General features: G+C 76.0%; 11 protein-coding genes. 3 read left to right on the top strand and 8 right to left on the bottom strand.

The genetic code is table 11. The annotated features are described in order from the left end of the window. Positions 1–45: 45 nt before the first annotated feature. The 3 genes from OG689_RS11885 to OG689_RS11895 all read left to right on the top strand — a co-directional run bounded on the left by OG689_RS11885 (position 46) and on the right by OG689_RS11895 (position 1,613). A complete protein-coding gene (locus OG689_RS11885; RefSeq protein ID WP_266320011.1) occupies positions 46–372 on the top strand; it encodes a hypothetical protein in 327 nt (108 codons plus the stop codon). A gap of 289 nt (positions 373–661) precedes the next feature. Then, entirely contained in the window at positions 662–892 is a 231-nt protein-coding gene (locus OG689_RS11890) for a hypothetical protein (protein WP_266320012.1), read from the top strand. 52 nt (positions 893–944) lie between these two features. Beyond that, complete coding sequence (locus tag OG689_RS11895; protein WP_266320013.1) at positions 945–1,613, top strand: response regulator transcription factor; 669 nt, start codon at positions 945–947, stop codon at positions 1,611–1,613. Positions 1,614–1,787: 174 nt separating this feature from the next. On the opposite strand, the gene OG689_RS11900 is transcribed toward OG689_RS11895, so the two are convergent. The 8 genes from OG689_RS11900 to OG689_RS11935 form a co-directional block, all read right to left on the bottom strand. Beyond that, a complete protein-coding gene (locus OG689_RS11900; RefSeq protein WP_266320014.1) occupies positions 1,788–3,278 on the bottom strand; it encodes a SagB family peptide dehydrogenase in 1,491 nt (496 codons plus the stop codon). A 60-nt stretch (positions 3,279–3,338) separates the two neighbouring features. Further along, the gene (locus OG689_RS11905) at positions 3,339–5,600 is read right to left on the bottom strand and encodes a TOMM precursor leader peptide-binding protein (protein WP_266320015.1); all 2,262 of its coding nucleotides are present in this window, start codon (positions 5,598–5,600) and stop codon (positions 3,339–3,341) included. Between the two features lie 28 nt (positions 5,601–5,628). Beyond that, the gene (locus tag OG689_RS11910) at positions 5,629–8,949 is read right to left on the bottom strand and encodes a DUF4135 domain-containing protein (RefSeq protein WP_266320016.1); all 3,321 of its coding nucleotides are present in this window, start codon (positions 8,947–8,949) and stop codon (positions 5,629–5,631) included. Between the two features lies 1 nt (position 8,950). Next, complete coding sequence (locus OG689_RS11915; RefSeq protein WP_266320017.1) at positions 8,951–11,176, bottom strand: ATP-binding cassette domain-containing protein; 2,226 nt, start codon at positions 11,174–11,176, stop codon at positions 8,951–8,953. Continuing rightward, a complete protein-coding gene (locus tag OG689_RS11920) occupies positions 11,173–13,548 on the bottom strand; it encodes an ATP-binding cassette domain-containing protein (protein WP_266320018.1) in 2,376 nt (791 codons plus the stop codon). Before OG689_RS11920 ends, OG689_RS11915 begins: the two co-directional genes overlap by 4 nt. Continuing rightward, a complete protein-coding gene (locus OG689_RS11925) occupies positions 13,545–14,408 on the bottom strand; it encodes a biotin/lipoyl-containing protein (RefSeq protein ID WP_266320019.1) in 864 nt (287 codons plus the stop codon). The genes OG689_RS11920 and OG689_RS11925 overlap by 4 nt, the downstream gene beginning before the upstream one ends. Positions 14,409–14,659: 251 nt before the next feature. Next, complete coding sequence (locus OG689_RS11930) at positions 14,660–15,976, bottom strand: cytochrome P450 (RefSeq protein WP_266320020.1); 1,317 nt, start codon at positions 15,974–15,976, stop codon at positions 14,660–14,662. 169 nt (positions 15,977–16,145) lie between these two features. Next, positions 16,146–16,310 (bottom strand): hypothetical protein, encoded by a 165-nt coding sequence (locus OG689_RS11935; RefSeq protein ID WP_190211860.1) that lies wholly within the window; start codon positions 16,308–16,310, stop codon positions 16,146–16,148. Positions 16,311–16,545: the final 235 nt, after the last annotated feature.

The following is a 16,545-nucleotide window of genomic DNA, read 5'->3' on the forward strand; positions in this document are numbered from 1 at the left end:
ACCCGCGACCTTCCGAACAGCTGGCGATCCGTCAGTCTTACAGGTGTGTATGCGATTCGCGTCCACCTGGAGACGCCGGGCGGCAGGCCGCTGCCCGGCCCGCCGGGGGCGCCCGCGGTACGGGACGGACTGGAGCGGCGGCTCCGCGGGCCGGCCCGGCTCAGCCACGCACGGATCCTGGTGACGCCCGGGGCCGTGGACGCGATGGTGTTCGTGGCCGCCGGCACCCTGCTGGAGGCGGAGGACGGACTGCGCACCGCCTGGGGCGAGCTCACCGGCAAGGACGGGCCGCTCAGCGGCTGGCACCTTCTGCACTGCGAGGCGGACTCCCGGCTCGCGCTGGGCCTGCACGAACTGCCCAGCCACCCCTGATCCGACGTCCGGGCAGGTCAGGGCCATTGCGGCCGCCTCCCGAGGAGTCCGGCCCCGGCCGGCCGGAGCTGGCCTCAGGGTGTCACGGCACTCTGGTGCCAGCTCCAGGTACTGACACGGGCACCCGTCGACCGCCACTCTCATGGTGTCGGCAGGAACGACGGACCGGACACCGGGACAGCAGCCCCTCACAGGGCCCGGAACCGATCATCCGCCCCCGCCGCCGCAGACCACCGCGCCCCGGAAGCAGCCCGGGGCACAGCCGAACGCGAGAGGATCGGGCACCCCCATGTCGCAGAAGGTCCGTTTCATCACGATTGTCGCCCTGGGTTTCAGCGTCCTGACCGGCACGGCCGCCACCGTCACCCTGGCGGGCCCGAGCCAGGCGCACGCCACCGTCCTCACCGCCGACGGCGCCACCGGGGGCACGCCCGCCACCCCCGTCAACCAGCCCGCCGCCGCAACCGCCACCCCGTCCCCGCTGCCCACCGGCCCGCAGGACACCTGGGGCTGGGGCTGATCCCGCCGGCCCACCTGTTCGCCCGACACTTCAACGCCACCGAGGTAGCCGGATGACCACCCTCCTGGACCAACCCCTGTACCACCAGGCCACGGCCGCGGACCGCGGGACCGCCACGGTGAGCGTGCTGCTCGCCGACGGACACCACCTGTTCCGCTCCGGGCTCGGCGCCCTGCTCGACCGGGAGGCCGACCTCGCCGTGGTCGCCGAGTCCCCGACCGCCGAGGAGGCCGCCGCCGAGGCCGCCAGGACCAGGCCGGCGGTCGCCGTCCTCGACCCGGACATGCCCGGGCCCGGCGGTCCGGCCACCGCCGCGATGATCCGCGAGCGGGCCCCGGGCACCGCGGTCCTCCTGCTCACCGCCCAGTCGCGGACCGCCGACCTGCAGCGGGCGGTCGCCGACGGGGTAGCCGGGGTCCTGCTCAAGGACGTGCCGCCGGCCGCACTGATCGCCGCGGTCCGCGAACTGGCCCGGGGCGGCAGGGTGTACGACCCCCGGCTGGTGGTGGACGTGGTCCGGACGGGCGGCGTGCCGCTCACTCCGCGCGAGCTCACGGTGCTCGGCCACGTGGCCGACGGCGCCACCATCAACGAGGTCGCGGCGGCGCTGTCGCTCTCCCCCGGGACGGTCCGCAACTACGTCTCGGCCGCGATCGCCAAGACCCGCAGCCGCAACCGCTGCGACGCGATCCGGATCGCCCGCGAACGCGGCTGGCTCTGAGGCCTCCGGCCCGGACCCACCCGGACATGCCGGTGCCCCGCCACTCCACGGCGGGGCACCGGCATGTCCGCTGCACGTCACGTCCGGCACGTCACGACGGACGCGCCACATGCACGTCGGCCCGCCCGGCACGGCGCATCGCATCGGGTCAGGTCAGGTCAGGTCAGGTCAGACCTACCCCTCCCGCGCCTGGGCCACCATGTCGGTGAACCGGTGCGCCGTGCGCGGCACGTCGGCCGGACGGCTGCCGATCAGGAACTCGCCGACCGAGGACTCCGCCGTCCAGTCCAGGCCGAGCGCGCGCGCCGCCGCGTCGGTGTCGCCCGAGCCGAGCCCGCACGGCGCCAGCCCCATCGCGGTCGCCACCAGGTACAGCGTCTGGTAGACCACGCCGACGTGCTTGAGCGTCAGCGCGTACGCGATCTGGCTGTACTTCCAGGACAGCCGGCCGAACCGGGAGGTGACGGTCAGCAGGACCTGCGGGTCCACCGTGCAGCCGGTCGCCCGCCAGGCCGCCGTCATCAGCTCGCGGAACGCCGCCTCGTCGGCCGGGCCGGCGAACGGGCGCGGCCGCAGCCGGTGGGCCGCCGCGTCGTAGCGGTAGACGCCCGGCACCAGGCCGTCGCAGCGCACCACCGACAGGTAGACCTCCAGTTCGCCGGTCGCCCCGCCGGCCGGGTAGGGACGGTCCACGATGTCGTAGCCGTGCGGGTCGGACGGGTCCCCCGGGATGATCCGGCGGACCCGGGCCACCCGGTACAGCAGCTCGCCCAGCTGGTCCAGGGTGACCGGGGTCTCGGCGTACGAGCGGACCGAACGGCGGCCCTCCAGCACCTCGCTGAGCGCCGGGTCGCGGGCCAGCACCGCGTCCCAGTCGGGGACGGGCAGGTCGATGCCGGTGCCGTCCTCGCGGGCGCCGGTGCCGGGGATCGCGGGCAGCTGCTCGACCTCCGGGTGGGCGAAGACGCCGCCGCTCGGGTAGTCGTGCCGGCCGGGGCGGCTGCGGGCGTGGAACAGCAGGTCGTGGAAGTCCCAGAGCGGCGGCTCGCCGGTGGCGCCGTCGTCCAGGAACCCGGCCCCGGCCAGCAGCCCGGCCAGCGCCTGCCCGGCCGCCGGCCCGAGCCCGGCCAGCAGCGCGGCCTCGGCCACCGAACGGGAGGCGGTCACCGCGGCGACGAACGCGCCCGCCGCCGGCTGGTGCAGGGTCAGCCGGAACGGCGCCGTCGGGGACTCCAGCACGCAGGCCCCGGCGTGCTCCTCCGGCAACCGGCGCAGATAGGCGAAACGGGAGAGCACCACGCTGGCGGGCGGACGGACCACCCCGGGCAGGCCGGCCGAGCGGGCGATCGGCACCGCGCTCGCCAGCGGCTCGCCGAACGGGTCGGCAAGGGTGGTGGTCACCAGGTAGGGAAATCGCTGCAGCAGGTGGAACAACCGCCCGCTGGCCGCGAGTTCGTCGACGTCGATCTGGCTGTGGGTGAGCGCGGCAAGCCGCTGGACGGTCTCGGAGCCGAGCGCGTGCACCCGCTGGCGGCCCCAGGGGTGGCTGAGCTCCAGGTCGTCACCCTGCGCGGTGACGACCACCTCGGGGCGCAGCCGCAGCAGCGTGCGCGGGGCCCCGCCCTCGGTGGCGAGGTCGGGAGGCAGCTGTTCGGTCACGGTCATCGGATACCTCTTTCCGGGCTGGGCGGGCCGCCGCCGGCGGGGCGGCGGCCCGGCGCGTGGTCAGATGAAGATCGGGACGGGGTTGAGCTCCACCTCCGGCGTCGGCGCGTCGAGCCAGCCGAGGGCCAGCGGCACGTCGTACAGCCGGCCGGGCGCGAAGCGGGCCCAGAAGTGCCGCATCCCGGGGACGATCACCTTCGCCACCGGCAGGCCGATGTCGGGGCGGGTCTGGTCGAGCACCAGGAACTCCATCCCCCGCTCCTCCACCAGGCGCTGGGCGAGGGCCACGTCCTCGGCGAGGTCGTCGCCGGCCAGCTTCGCCCAGCGGGCCGGGCCGGCCGCCCGGGCGGCCGGGTCGGGCAGCAGGTAGGGCTGGTTGGCCACGGTCGCGGTGGTCCACCACCGCTTCTGCTCCGGGTCGGCGCCCGCGTAGGTGACCCGGCCCTCGGCGTCGCCCGCGACCGGGCCGAGGAACTGGTTCATCTCGGTGAGCGCCCGGGTGAGGGCGATGTGCGGGTCGAGGTGCGCGCCGAAGGCGATCAGCACGTCCTCGGCGGGCTTGTCGGTCCGGCGGGAGAACGCGCCGACCACCGGGATGCCGAAGTCGGTGGTGAGGTCGAGCGCCCAGATCTCCCGGCGCAGCCCCCGGTAGACCTCGCGGAGCTGGTCGATGTACGGGTCGCCGAAGGCGTCCAGGTCGATCGCGGGCCGCTGGACCCGGTTGTACCACCACAGGGCGACGGCGTCCCGCTCGACCAGCTCCAGGAAGCCCTGCAGGGTGGCGTCCTCGAAGGAGGTGCCGGCGGCGCAGCCGTTGGAGTCGCCGGCCGCGAAGAAGCCGTCGCGGTGCCGGTAGCCGTAGTAGAGCGACATGGTGGGCAGCCAGCGGGTGCGCTGCTGGGTGAGCGACCAGGCCGGCGACCAGTCGATCGGGGCGCTCTCGCGGAACCGCTCGGGGACGGTGTTGAACATCGACGGCTTCGCGTTCCAGCGGCCGCGCTCGGCGAACTGGCGCTCGCTGTACAGCAGGCTGTCGGCGGGGTGGATCGCGGCGTCGCCCAGCTCGGCGAAGGTGGCCCGGCGCCGGGCCTCGTCGCCCTGGAAGACCCCGGAGTAGCGCTCCATCGCCTCGCCGAGCGCGCTGGCCCGGGCCTGGACGTCGGTGCGGCCCTTGCCGCAGCTGACCGAGCGCAGGCCGGTGCGCAGCTGGCGCAGGTCGCCGCTCTGCCGGGACAGGTTCTGCCCGGAGACGTACACCCGCAGGCCGGTGGGGGTACGGGCGGCGGGCACCAGCGAGGTCACCACGCCGGTCACCGGGGAGAGCTGGGGGCGGTAGCGCTCCAGCATGTCCTCCGGCGAGGCGGAGCGGTGGCCGCCGTCCGCGGTGAACACCTTGGGGCGGCTCTCGAACCGCACCGGGGCCAGCTGGCGCTCCGCCATGATCCCCTCGTCGCCGCAGGCCGCGCACTGCGGGCGGCGCACCAGGCGGTGGCGTTCGGTCTCCAGCAGGACGGTGTCCAGGGTGAGCACGACCGGCTCCGCCGGCCGGACCCCGGCCAGCCACTTGGCGGCCTCCAGGGCGGCGAGCTGGACCCCGGCGCCGAGAGTGGGTGCCAGGTGGGCGCCGGCGGTGGAGATCGGCTCGTCCTGGCCGAGCCGGTGCTGCAGGTAGCTGAGGGACTGCCGGTTGGCGGAGAGGCGGTGCGAGAGGCAGTGCCAGCAGCCGGTGGCGGCATCGTCGCCGGCCGGGCCGGGGACGAAGACCGGGCCGACCCAGAGGATCGAGCCGACCGGGCGGGCCAGCAGCCACGGACGGCCGCTCTCCCGGGCCTGCCGGTCGCGTTCGGCGAGACCGGGGTGCAGGTAGTCCTCGGTGAGGGCGACGGTGAACTCGGCGTCCGGGTCGGCGGACACGCCGGCGGCGGCGAGCGCGGCGAGGAAGGGCCGCGGGTCCAGGTCGCCGTAGACCTCGACCCGGGCGCGGGCGGTGCGCAGCGCGCCGGTGGCGGCGTCGCCGTCCAGGCCGGCCATCTCGAAGTACGCGGCGCCGGCCCGGTCCTCGACCTGGCCGGAGGGTGCCAGGTAGCCGCCGGCCAGCAGCCGCTCGACGGCGGTGGCCACCTTGTCGGCGGGGACGGTGCCGTGCAGGGCCTCGCCGATCTGCTCGGCCGTGCGGGTGCCGTCCAGCAGCGGGGCGAGGGCCTCGGCGAGCTTGCCGTCGACCACCGAGACACCGCGCTCGGAGACCAGGTAGACGGCCTCGCCGTCGACGACGTACGGGGTGTAGTGACGCTTGAAGCCGATCGTGGGTTTGTCGGACATGGCGGTCCCTCGGGTTCTGGTGCGGCGGTCAGCGCAGGGTGGCGAGCGGGGCGGTGGCGGGGTCGAGCAGGCGCAGCAGCAGCAGGCCGACGGCCGCCGAGCCGTCCAGCGCGCCGAGGTTGATCCGGTCGTCCGCGGCCCGGTCGGAGTACCAGCTGCCGGTGGCGTCGTGGCGGGCGATCAGCTCGCCGACCAGCAGGGCGGCGGCCTCCCGGCCGTCGTAGAACGGGCCGGGCAGGGCCGAGTCGGAGGCCTCGGGCAGGGTGTGCAGCAGCCCGGCCTCGGCGGCGGTGAGTGCCTCCCCGGCGGTGGCGACCAGGTCCCTGGTGGTCCGGCCGGTGATCTGCCGGGCTCCCACCGGCGGTGTGAGGGCGCCGAGTTCGGCGGGGTCGACGATGCCGGCGCCGAGCGCGACGGCGGTGTCCAGGCAGGCCAGTCGCCCGGCCCGGGTGGCGGTGGCGAAGCGGTGGCCGCGCAGCCGCTCCCGAACGGCGTCGGCGCTCGCCAGCAGGGCGGGCGCCTCGGCGACGGTCCGGGCGAGCGCGGCGGCGACCGAGTCGGCGCCGGACGGGACGAGGTCGAGGAAGCCGTTGTCGGCCTCGCTCTCGCCGTCGGCGCCCCGGTCGGCGATCAGGTGGTCGAGGGCGGCGGCGGCCAGGGTCCGGATGCCGTCCTCGGTCGGGGCGTGGCCGGGGCCGGTGGCCCGGCGCAGCCGGAGCAGGTTGAGCAGCAGGCCGGCGCTGCCGAGCGGGGTGTCCGGGTGCGGGGTGCGCACGGGGCGGCCGGGGCGGGCCGGCGCGGCGGCGGCGACGCCGAGCGCGCCGGGCACCAGGGCCTGGGCGGAGGCGAGGAGTTCGGGAGAGCCGAGCAGGCTGCCGGCCCGGGCGAGGGCGTGGATGAGCGAGCCGGGGCCGGCGAAGCCGCCGGGGACGGGCGTGCCGCCGGCCAGCCGGGTGTCGGCGGCGAAGGCGAAGGCCCGCGGGGCGTCCGGGTCGATCAGCCGGGCGGCGGCGGTCAGGGTGCGGTGGGCGGCGCGGTGGAAGCGCGGTTCGCCGGTCGCGGCCCAGAGTTCGGCGAACAGCACGGCCAGGCCGGGGGTGCCGGTGACCAGGTCGGCGCTGAGCACCTCGACCTGGCGCAGGCCGGTGCCCGGGTACCAGCTCTGGCCGAGCCAGCCGGTGCCGCGCCGGTCGGCGAGGATCCGGTCGCCGATCCGCACCGCGTGGTCGAGCAGGTCCGCGCCGGTCGGCACGGTGGCCCGGGCGGTACGGGCGGCGGCGGGGGCGGGCCGCTCGCCGCCGCCCCGGGCCGCGTCCACGCAGCCGCTGAGGACGGCGAGGTGCGCGTCCAGGTCGAAGTCGTCGAGTTCGGCGACCCGCTGCTGCAGGCGCTGCCAACCGGTGCCGCGGAAGTGGCCGGGGATCTCCCGGCCGTCGGCGGTGAAGACCGAGGAGGAGGAGGTCAGCGAGCGGAAGAAGGGGATGTCCAGCAGCCGGAAGGAGTCGAGTTCGGCGAGCACCACCTCCAGCAGGTCGCCGCGGTCGCCGTCGCCGGCCAGGGCGGTGGTGGCGCCCTGCAGCGCGCCGGCGATCACCGTCTCGCGGGTCGCGCCGCTGTCCAGGGCGAGCGGGCTGGTCGAGGCCGAGAGGATCTTGTAGCCGTCCCAGGTGTGGCGCCAGATGTAGCGCACCCAGATCCCCCGGAACGCCGCCAACGGACCTTCGGGGGAGGCGAGTTCCCCGCGCAGCCGGTGCAGCGCCCGGTGCATCTCGCGGTAGCCCTCGACGACCTCGTCGGTGTGCTCCCACGGGTCGGCGGTCTCGGTGGTGCCGGATTCGGTGTGCAGCACCGGGCGGTAGGGCGGCAGCGGCAGGGCGGGCACGCCGGGGGCGACCTCCAGGCCGCCGATCCGGGACAGGCAGCCGATGTCCAGGGCGTGCTTCTGCTTGGCCGGGGTCCAGGGCTGGAAGGCCATCGCGGTCCGCACCACGGTGGACTCCAGGTCGTCCAGCAGGCCGTGGTGCTCGGGGCTGATCGCCGGCGGGGTCTGTACCCGCGGGTAGAGCAGGCACTCCAGGTCGATCAGCGCCGGGTGCTCGCCGTCCGCGAGCAGGTTGTCGGCCCACAGGTCGCGGCCCTCCAGCAGCTGCACCAGCCGGACGGTCATGCCGAGCCGGCGGTAGAACCGGGCGAAACCGCCGCGGTCGGCCACCGGACGGTGCGGGACGAGCTCCTCCCAGCCGTAGTCGCTGTCGCAGTCCGCCGCCAGCGAGGCCGCGTGGCCGTCGTCGCCGCGGTCGCTGCGGACCAGCACCGTACGCACCGGGAGGTCCAGCGACAGCTCGCCGTTGAGCCGGCGCACCAGGTCCAGGTAGGCGGTGGCGTGCCGCATGTCCTTCGGCTTGTAGACCACGGACCGGCCGCCGGCGAAGTGCAGCAGCGACACCGAGCGCCCGCCGGCGTGCCGGTCGCCCGCGTCGCCGCGGACCGAGTCCAGCGCGCCCGGGTCCTCGCCCTGCCACATCCGCTCGACCAGCAGCGAGCGGTCGGCGGCGAGCCGGGCGAACAGCTCGGTCTGCACGTGCTGCCACTGCCGGCAGACCGTACCGACCAGGTACGCCAGCGCGGGCAGCCGCTCCAGCCGGGCCAGCCAGCCCTCCTGGGAGGTGTCCAGGCCGCCGGCGGTGTCCCAGTCGTTGGCGCGCGGGCGGCCGGTGGCGGCCTGCAGCTCGTGGCAGAACGAGAGGTTGCAGGCCTCGGTCAGCCGGGCGACCAGGGTGCCGGCCAGGTCGGCGCGGGCCCGGTCGGTGACCGGGACGCCGAGGATGCCGCCGCTGCCGTGCGGCAGCAGCGCGTCGGCGGCCGCGGCGAAGGCGGCGGTGAGGGCGCCGGGCCCGGCCGTCCCGGGGCCGGCGGCGACCGGCAGCGTCCGCAGGAAGGCGGCGAGCACCAGCGCCCAGCCGGGCAGCTTCGCCGGGTCGGCGAGGACGACCCCGCGCAGGCCGTCGCCGAGCGGTCGGCCGGTCTCGGCGAAGTGCTCCAGCAGCACCGCGGCGCCGCCGTGCTGGCCGCCGGCCCGGCGCAGCCAGGTGTCGACCGCGGCGCCGCGGGCGCGGCGGTCCTCGTCCGGGTCGGGGGCGAAGAAGGCGGTCCCGTCCGGGCGGGCGGCGGCCCGTTCGTCGAACGGGGCGGCGGCGGCGACCAGGGCGCGCAGCCGTTCGTCGCCCCTGGCCGGGCCGGGCAGCAGCTGCTCGGCCGAAGGGGCCGGGTCGTCGGTGTCGGGGTGGCCGTCGGCCGGGGCGGTGGCGCCGTCGACGGGGCGGAGCCAGGTCTGCAGGTCGAGCGGCATCTCACATCTCCTGGAGTCGGGCGAGTCGGGTGAACAGCGGGTCGTGGCCGAGTAGTTCGTCGTAGGTGCCGGAGGCCGTCAGGCGGCCGCCGGAGAGCACGTGGATACGGTCGGCGGTGCGGATGGTGCTCAGTCGGTGGGCGATCACCACGCGGGTGCGATCCAGTCCCGCGACGGCCTCGGCGACCCGCAGCTGGGTCGCGTTGTCCAGGGCGGAGGTGGCCTCGTCCAGCAGCAGGACGGCGGGCCGTCGGACCAGGGCGCGCGCCAGCAGCAGGCGCTGCACCTGGCCGCCCGAGAAGCCCTGGGCGTCCTCCCCCACCCGGGTGCCGAGGCCGAGCGGCAGCCGGCGCAGCTCCTCGGCGATGCCGGCCAGTTCGGCGGCCTCCCAGACCTGCTCCTCGGTCACGTCGGTGTCGGTGCCGGCCAGGTTCTCCAGCAGCGAGCCGCGCAGCATCCGGCCGTGCTGCAGGACGGCGCCCAGCTGGCGCCGCACCAGCCGGGCGTCCAGGCCGGCCAGGTCGCGGCCGTCGTACCGGACGGCGCCGGACTCCGGCCGCTCGAAGCCGAGCAGCAGCCGCACCAGCGTGGACTTGCCGGCCCCGGACGGGCCGACCACCGCGACCAGTTCGCCCGGACCGGCGTGCAGCGAGACACCTTCGAGCGCGGGCGCGGCCGTCCCCGGGTAGCGGAAGGTCACCTGGTCCAGGGCGACCGCCCCGCGCAGCTCGCCCGGGTCGGTGAGCTCCTGCGGCCCGTCCACCGGCCGGACCTCGGCCAGGATCGGCCGGATCCGGTCCAGCACCGGCGCGATGCCGTAGGCGCTGGCCGCGGCGTGGGTCACCTGGCCGAGTGCCATGGCGACCTGGCCGGCCGCCACACCGGCCGCCATCAGGTGGCCCGAGGGCGTCGAACCGGCGGCCGTCGCCCCCGCCAGCAGCACCGCCAGCAGCAGCGGTTGGAGGGCGGCGGTGAGCGCGCCGGCCGCGGCGTCGGCCCGCTGGGCGGCGGCGTCGGCCCGCTTCTGCTCGGCGAACGGCACCGCCCACCGGGCGAAGGCCTGGATCTCCCGGCCCGCCGTCTGGATCTTGTCGATGCCGAGCAGCAGCCCGTACAGCACGCCGTGCAGCCGGCCGTGCAGTTCGAACACCGTGCTCTCGTGGCGCTGGCGGCGGCGACCGAGCAGGAGCAGCAACCCGGTCACCGCCAGCACGGCGAGCAGCAGCAGCCCGCCGAGCCAGGGATCCACCAGCAGCAGGACGGTGAGCCCCGAGGTGGCGAACACCGCCCCCAGCACCGCGCCGACCAGCACCTCGGACAGCGCTTGCCGGGCCTGGGCGACCGCGTTGGCGCGATGCACCAGGTCACCCGTGGTGTAGTCGCGGAAGAACCGGGCGTCGTGACCGAGCAGACGGTCCCAGACAGCCGGTTCCAGAGCGCTCTGCACCCGCCCGGTCAGCCGGACGGCGGCGGTGTTGCGGACGATCACCAGCAGCCAGGACGCCAGCACCGCCGAACCGAGCAGCACCGCCAGCCAGCGGACCGGGTGCCGGTCCGCCGCCAGCAGGTTCGGCAGCAGCACCCCCGTGCTCAGCGGGATCAGCAGCCCGAGCAGCGCGGACACCAGGCCGGCCACAGCCAGCCGGCCCAGGTCCAGCCGGGCCCCCGGAACCGAGAGCACGAAGCGGGCGAGATCCGCCGGTGCCAGGTCCCCCGCGGGCAGCGGCCGGTAGAGCAGCAGCGCCGCCGTCCGCAGGGTGACCGGGCCGGCCCCGGCGCCGGCCGGGTCGACCCGGCGGTGCCCGCCGCCCGGGCGCGGCACCAGCGCCACCGGGCGGCCGTCCGCCACCGCGAACCCCACCATCGGGCCGGCCGTCCCGGTCGGGTCCCCGCCGCCGTCCGCCCCCGCGGGCAGCGTCACCGGGCGGTGCCGCACCCCGGCCGACCGCAGCAGTACGGTCAGCGGGTCACGGGAGTTCCGCACGGCGGGCGGGAGTACGGCCCCCTCCTGGCCGGCCTCGCCGGCCAGGCCCAGCGCCAGCAGCACGGCGCGGGCCTGCTCGGCCGGGTGCGAGGGGACGGGCCGGGCGGCGGGCGCCCGCCCCCGTCCGGCGTGCAGCGCGCCCACGGCGGCCGCCAGGGCCGAGCGGTTGGCCTCGACCGTGGCGGCGGCGGTCGTCGCCGCCGGGGTCGCCGGGGTCACCGGCCGGGTCGCCGTGGCGCTCATGCGTTCTCCTCCTTCTGCTCGACGGGACGTACGGTCGGGTCCGCCGCCGGCGCCTTCTCGGCGAGCAGCGTGCGGTACGGGCCGGGGACGGCGGCCAGTTCGGCCGGCGTCCCCTGCTGGACGATCCGGCCGCCCGCCAGCACCAGCACCCGGTCGGCGGCCTGGATCGTGCTGAGGCGGTGGGCCAGCACCAGGCAGGTGGTGCCCCGGCGCCGCAGGTTCTCGTTGACGGCGGCCTCGGTGTGGGCGTCCAGTGCGGAGGTGGCCTCGTCCAGCACCAGCAGGGCCGGGTCGAGGGCGAGCGCGCGGGCCAGTTCGAGCCGCTGGCGCTCCCCGCCGGAGAGGTTGCGGGCGTCCTCCTCGATCCGCCCGCCGTCCAACCCGCCCCGGCGTGCCACCAGGTCGGCGGCCTCGGCGTCGTCCAGCGCGCGCCGCAGGGCGTCCTCGTCGGCGGCCGGGTTCCAGAGCGTGAGGTTCTCCCGGACGGTGCCCTCGAAGAGCCTCAACTGCTGCTCCACATAAGCGACCTGGCCGGTCACCACGGCCCGGTGCCAGTCGTCCCGCGGCCGGCCGTCCAGCAGCACCTCGCCGCCCCACGGGCGCAGCACCCCGGCCGCGATCCTGGCCACCGTCGACTTGCCGCTGCCGCTGCCGCCCACCACGGCCACCCACTCCCCCGGGCGGATCCGCAGCGAGATCCCGGACAGCGCGGGCGGGCGGTTGGGGTCGTAGCCGAAGGAGACCTCTCGCAGCTCCAACTCGCCGGTCAGCAGCGCCTCCTGGCCGCTGTCGCCGAGCTCCGGGGCGTCCAGGACGGGCGTCAGGTACGGGTCGGGCTCGGTGCTCTCGACGTCCTCCAGCAGCGCGTTCTGCGCCCTGGCCATCGAGAACTCCGAACCCGTGCCGACCAGTTGCCCGACAGGTAGGAGAAACCCGTTCAGCAGCAGCAGGAAGGCCAGCAGGGTGCCGGCCGACAGCGTGCCGCCGATCAGCAGCGAGGTGCCCGCCACCACCACGGTCGCGGTGGCCGCCGAGTTGAGCGCGCCGGGCAGCGACAGCGGCACGATCACCGCCGAGGTCACCCGCTGCCCGGTCTCCATCGCCCGGGCCTGCCAGCCCGCCCAGGAGCGGAAGAACGAGTCCTCCGCGCCCTCCGCCTTCAGCGTCTCGATCGCGGACACCCCGGCGAAGGCCACCCCGTCGCGCTTGTACTGCTCGGCGTGCATCCGGTGCACCAGTCCGCCGCGCCGCCGCTCGGCGACCCGCAGCGCCAGCACGTCCAGTACGGCCACCACCACCGGCACCGCCGCCAGCCGCGGCTCCAGCCAGAGCAGCGCGCTCAGGTGCACGGCGGCCGAGGCCACCGAGGCGGCGGCGCCGGCCGAGCGGTGCGACAGCAGCATGGCCAGGCCGTCGTTCATCTGCACCCGGGTCACCAGGCCGCCGAGCTGGCGGCGGTGGAAGAACGAACCGGGCAGTCTCAGCATCCGCCACAGGAACCCGGCCGAGGAGCGGGCCGCCATCGCCTCCAGCACCCGGTTGACCAGACTCTGCTGGAGCCAGGTGCCGAGCAGCACGGTGGCGGCCACCACGGTGGCGGTCAGGGTGAGCGGCAGGGCCCAGGCGGTCGAACCGCCCAGCACCACGGAGGCCAGGTAGGCCCGCAGCAGGAAGGCCGCCGCGACGCCCGGCACCGCCAGCAGCACCGCGAGCAGCACCGCCAGCAGCAGCGGCCCGGCGAACGGGCGCATCCGTGTGGTCAGCGCCCGCAGCAGCGGGAACCGCCGGCCGCCCGGCTCGAAGTCAGGCCCTGGCTCGAAGCCGACCGCGATCCCGGCGAAGGAGTCCCAGAATTCCGCCGGAGTCGCCGAATAGGTGCCCAGCGAGGGGTCGTTGACGTGCACCCGGCCCCGCTTGAGACCCTCGAAGACCGCGAAGTGCGGCCCGGTGACCAGCACCATCGACGGCACCGGCACCTGCTCCAGCCCGAGCAGCCGCCCCTCGCCGCGGACCACCCGGCGCCCCCGCGCCAGCAGTCCGTACCGGCCGGCCGCCCGGGCGACCGCCGCCGCGCTCACACCGTCCCGGCTCACCCCGCAGGACCGCGAGGCCTCGTGCAGGGTCACCCGCCGGCCGAACGCGCCGAGCACCACCGCGAGGCAGGCCGCCCCGCAGTCCTGCTCCTCCATCTGCGGCACCACCGGGGTGCGCAGGTGGCGGCGGGGCCGCGTGGTACCGCGCCCGACGGACGCCCGCGGGCGCCAGCTGCGGGCCGGCCGCTCCGGGGCCGTCCCCCGCGCCGGGTCCGGGGCGGGCTCCCCCACCGGCCGCAGGCCGGCGGGCGCCGCGTTCTCGCGTACGTCGAGGCTCACCGCTTGGCCCCCGTTCCGAACACGGCCTGGTACGGGTGGCGGGCCCCGAGATCGACGGAGACCGTCAGCGGTACCGGTCCGACCCCCGGGCCCTCGGGCTCCGGCAGCAGCGCGTAGGCCGTCCACACCGGAGCCGCCCCCACGGGCAGACCCGGCAGCGGGACGGAGAAGCTCCCGGCCAGCGAGTCGGCCCGCGCCGGCAGCGGGTCCACGGCGGTGACGGTCGCCCGGACGACGCCCTTCCCGGGCACCGGGACGAGCACCGTCCGGCCCGGTGCCAGCTGCCCGGCCTGCTTGAGCGTGGTGGCGTACAGCCGCAGCGTGCGCGGCTGCCGGCCGTCGTCCAGGGAGGCGACGGCGGCTCCCGGCGCGAGCTCGTCGCCGGGTGCGGCGAGCAGCGAGGTGACCGTCCCGTCCGCGGGCGCCGGCACCGGCACCTCCGTCCCGTCGGCGGTCCGCAGCAGCGCCAGTGGCTGGCCCTGGGTCACCCGCTGACCGGGGAGGACCCGGTAGCCGAGCAGCGCGCCCGCCCGGTCGGCCCGGACGGTCTCCGGGGCCGGGCCGTGCGCGAGCAGCGCGGGGAGGGCCGAAGTGTGCGGCAGGGTGCCGAACAGCGCCCAGCCGGTGCCCGCGCCGACCACCAGCAGCAGCGCGGCGGCGGCGGCCCACAGCCGTGCGCCGACCAGTCCGACCGGACGGTCCAGCCCGGGTTCCAGGACGGCGGCGCCGCGGGGTGCGGACGCGGGTGAGGGGGCGCCTGCGGCGGTACGGGTGGACGGGTCGGGGCCCGGCGCCGGGTCCTGCGTCGGACGGGCGGTGCTCGCGGCCCGTGGTCCGTCCACCTCGGTCGATACGCTCACGCTCTCCCCGCCGTCCGTTCTCCGTAGCCGGCCCGGTGTGCCGTCCTTCGGTGTGTCGTCCCTGGATGTGTGGTCAATCGGTGTGCCGTTCTTCGTCGTGCCGTCCCTCGGTGTGCCGTTCTTCGCCGTGCCGTCCCTCGGTGTGCCGTTCTTCGCCGTGCCGTTCTTCGCCGTGCCGTCCCTCGGTGTGCCGTCGCCCGGCAGGCCCTTCGCGGACGGTCGGCCCGGTCGCTTCCTGGTCGCCGCGCCGCTCATCCGCGCACCGCCCCGGCCAGCCCGGCGGGCTCCGCGAGGCGGTCCGGCCCGGCGAGTCCGGTGGGCCCGGCGGGCTCCGGACCGCCCCCCGCCCGGGGTGGGCAACGCAACGGCAGCTCCCGCATCCCGCCGAAGACGAACTGGGTGCTCCACGGCACGGTGGCCGGCGTCAGCGGTGTGCGCAGCTCGCGGGTCTCCCCCGCCCGCGCCAGGCCGCGCAGCACGGCGGCGCCCGCCATCAGCGACAGCGGCGCGCCGAGGCAGTGGTGCGGACCGTGGCCGAACGCCAGATGGCGCAGCTCGGCCCGGTCCGGGTCGAAGCGGTCCGGCTCGGCGAACCGGCGCGGGTCGCGGTTGGCCGCCGCGTACAGCAGCAGCGCCACCCGGCCCGCCGGGATCACCGTGCCGCCCACGGCGACCTCGCCGGTGAGGGCGCGGGCGCTGGCGCGCACCGGACTGCCGAGCCGCTGGGCCTCGTCGAACACCGCCTCGGCGCGCTCGGGCCGGGCCCGGAGCAGGTCACCGAGGGCCGGCTCCTGCAGGAGCTGCCAGACGGCGACGGCCAGCCCGGAGGTCAGCGTCTCCAGCCCGTTGGCAAGCAGCATCACCACGAAGGCGAGCAGGTCCTCGTGGTCGAGGCGGCCTTCGGCCCGGGCCACCGTGAGCCGGCTGATCAGGTCGTCGCCGGGGGCGGCCGCGCGGGCCGCGCAAAGCTCCTCCACGTAGCTGCGGAACTCGTCGAACTCGGCGTCCAGTTCGGCGATGTGCGCCGGGTCGGCCTGGTCGCCGAAGTCGTCGAGCAGGGAGCGCGCGACCAGCTTCGCCCAGCCGGTGACGCGGTCCTGCTCGGAGTCGGGGATGTCGAGGATGGCACAGGAGACGGCCACCGGCAGCGGCACGGCGAGGTCGGCGACCACGTCGAAGGAGCCGGCCGCGAGCAGGGGGTCCAGCATCCGGGCGGCGGTGGACTCGATGCGGGCCCGCATCTGCTCCAGCCGGCGGGCACTGAAGGCCGTGGTGGCAAGGCGCTTGAGCCGGGTGTGGTCGGCGCCGTCCCGCATCGGGAGCATCCGGTTGACGATCCGGGCGAGGGCGGTGGAACCGGCCCTGGGCAGGCCGACGGCGGTCGGGTCGACGGCCGTTCCCGGGTGCATGAGGACGGTGATGATCTCCTGGTAGCCGGAGACCACGTGGACCCGGCCGAGGTCGAGCACCGGCGCCTCGGCCAGCAGCCGGCGGTAGAGCGCGGGTGGGTCCTGCTGCGCGGCGGGCTGCTGGATGAACCGCGCAAGCTCGTGCCGGAGGCTCTCCATGGCCCGGCTCTCCTCAACTACTGGTGTGCGGAAGGTGGTCGGCGATTCGCCGGATGGGGGGTGGCGCCCGGTGAAGGCCGGCCGCACCCGCCCCAGGGTGATGCGGGAGGCGGAAACAGGGGTGCCGCGATGGCCCCGCCTTGACGGAACCACCGCGGCACAGGACCCGTTACTCCGCGGCGGTCTCGGCGGCCGCGTTGGAGACGGAGGAGAAGCTGGAGACGGGGCAGGCGGCGCAGGCCAGCGAGCTGACGCTGATGCCACCGTTGACGGTGTCCAGCTCCTCGATCTCGATGTCGAACTGCTCGTTCGAGGTGATCTCGTTGTCGGCCATGATGGTCTCCCTCCGGGTGAGGCGCCGGCCCCGGCGGGGCTGGTCACCTTCGGCGCCATTTCGCTTTCCGGCTTTTTCTCCGGCTCGCTGGTGGCGATGAGAAAACTATGCACCCGGGGCACATAAGTTCGTCAGTAGGGGATGTCAGGAATTCCCCCCTACAAAATGCAACACTCTGATCCATGACATTTTGCACCCCCTCTGACATGCACTGTTATCCCATCTTGCGTTCATC

Origin of the sequence: Kitasatospora sp. NBC_00240 (genome assembly GCF_026342405.1) — a bacterium.
Lineage (GTDB): Bacteria > Actinomycetota > Actinomycetes > Streptomycetales > Streptomycetaceae > Kitasatospora.

Coding starts and splice junctions, on each gene's coding strand:
- OG689_RS11915 (WP_266320017.1), bottom strand. CDS start 11,176: ATGAGCGCCACGGCGACCCGGCCGGTGACCCCGGCGACCCCGGCGGCG.
- OG689_RS11905 (WP_266320015.1), bottom strand. CDS start 5,600: ATGTCCGACAAACCCACGATCGGCTTCAAGCGTCACTACACCCCGTAC.
- OG689_RS11910 (WP_266320016.1), bottom strand. CDS start 8,949: ATGCCGCTCGACCTGCAGACCTGGCTCCGCCCCGTCGACGGCGCCACC.
- OG689_RS11900 (WP_266320014.1), bottom strand. CDS start 3,278: ATGACCGTGACCGAACAGCTGCCTCCCGACCTCGCCACCGAGGGCGGG.
- OG689_RS11890 (WP_266320012.1), top strand. CDS start 662: ATGTCGCAGAAGGTCCGTTTCATCACGATTGTCGCCCTGGGTTTCAGC.
- OG689_RS11895 (WP_266320013.1), top strand. CDS start 945: ATGACCACCCTCCTGGACCAACCCCTGTACCACCAGGCCACGGCCGCG.
- OG689_RS11935 (WP_190211860.1), bottom strand. CDS start 16,310: ATGGCCGACAACGAGATCACCTCGAACGAGCAGTTCGACATCGAGATC.
- OG689_RS11930 (WP_266320020.1), bottom strand. CDS start 15,976: ATGGAGAGCCTCCGGCACGAGCTTGCGCGGTTCATCCAGCAGCCCGCC.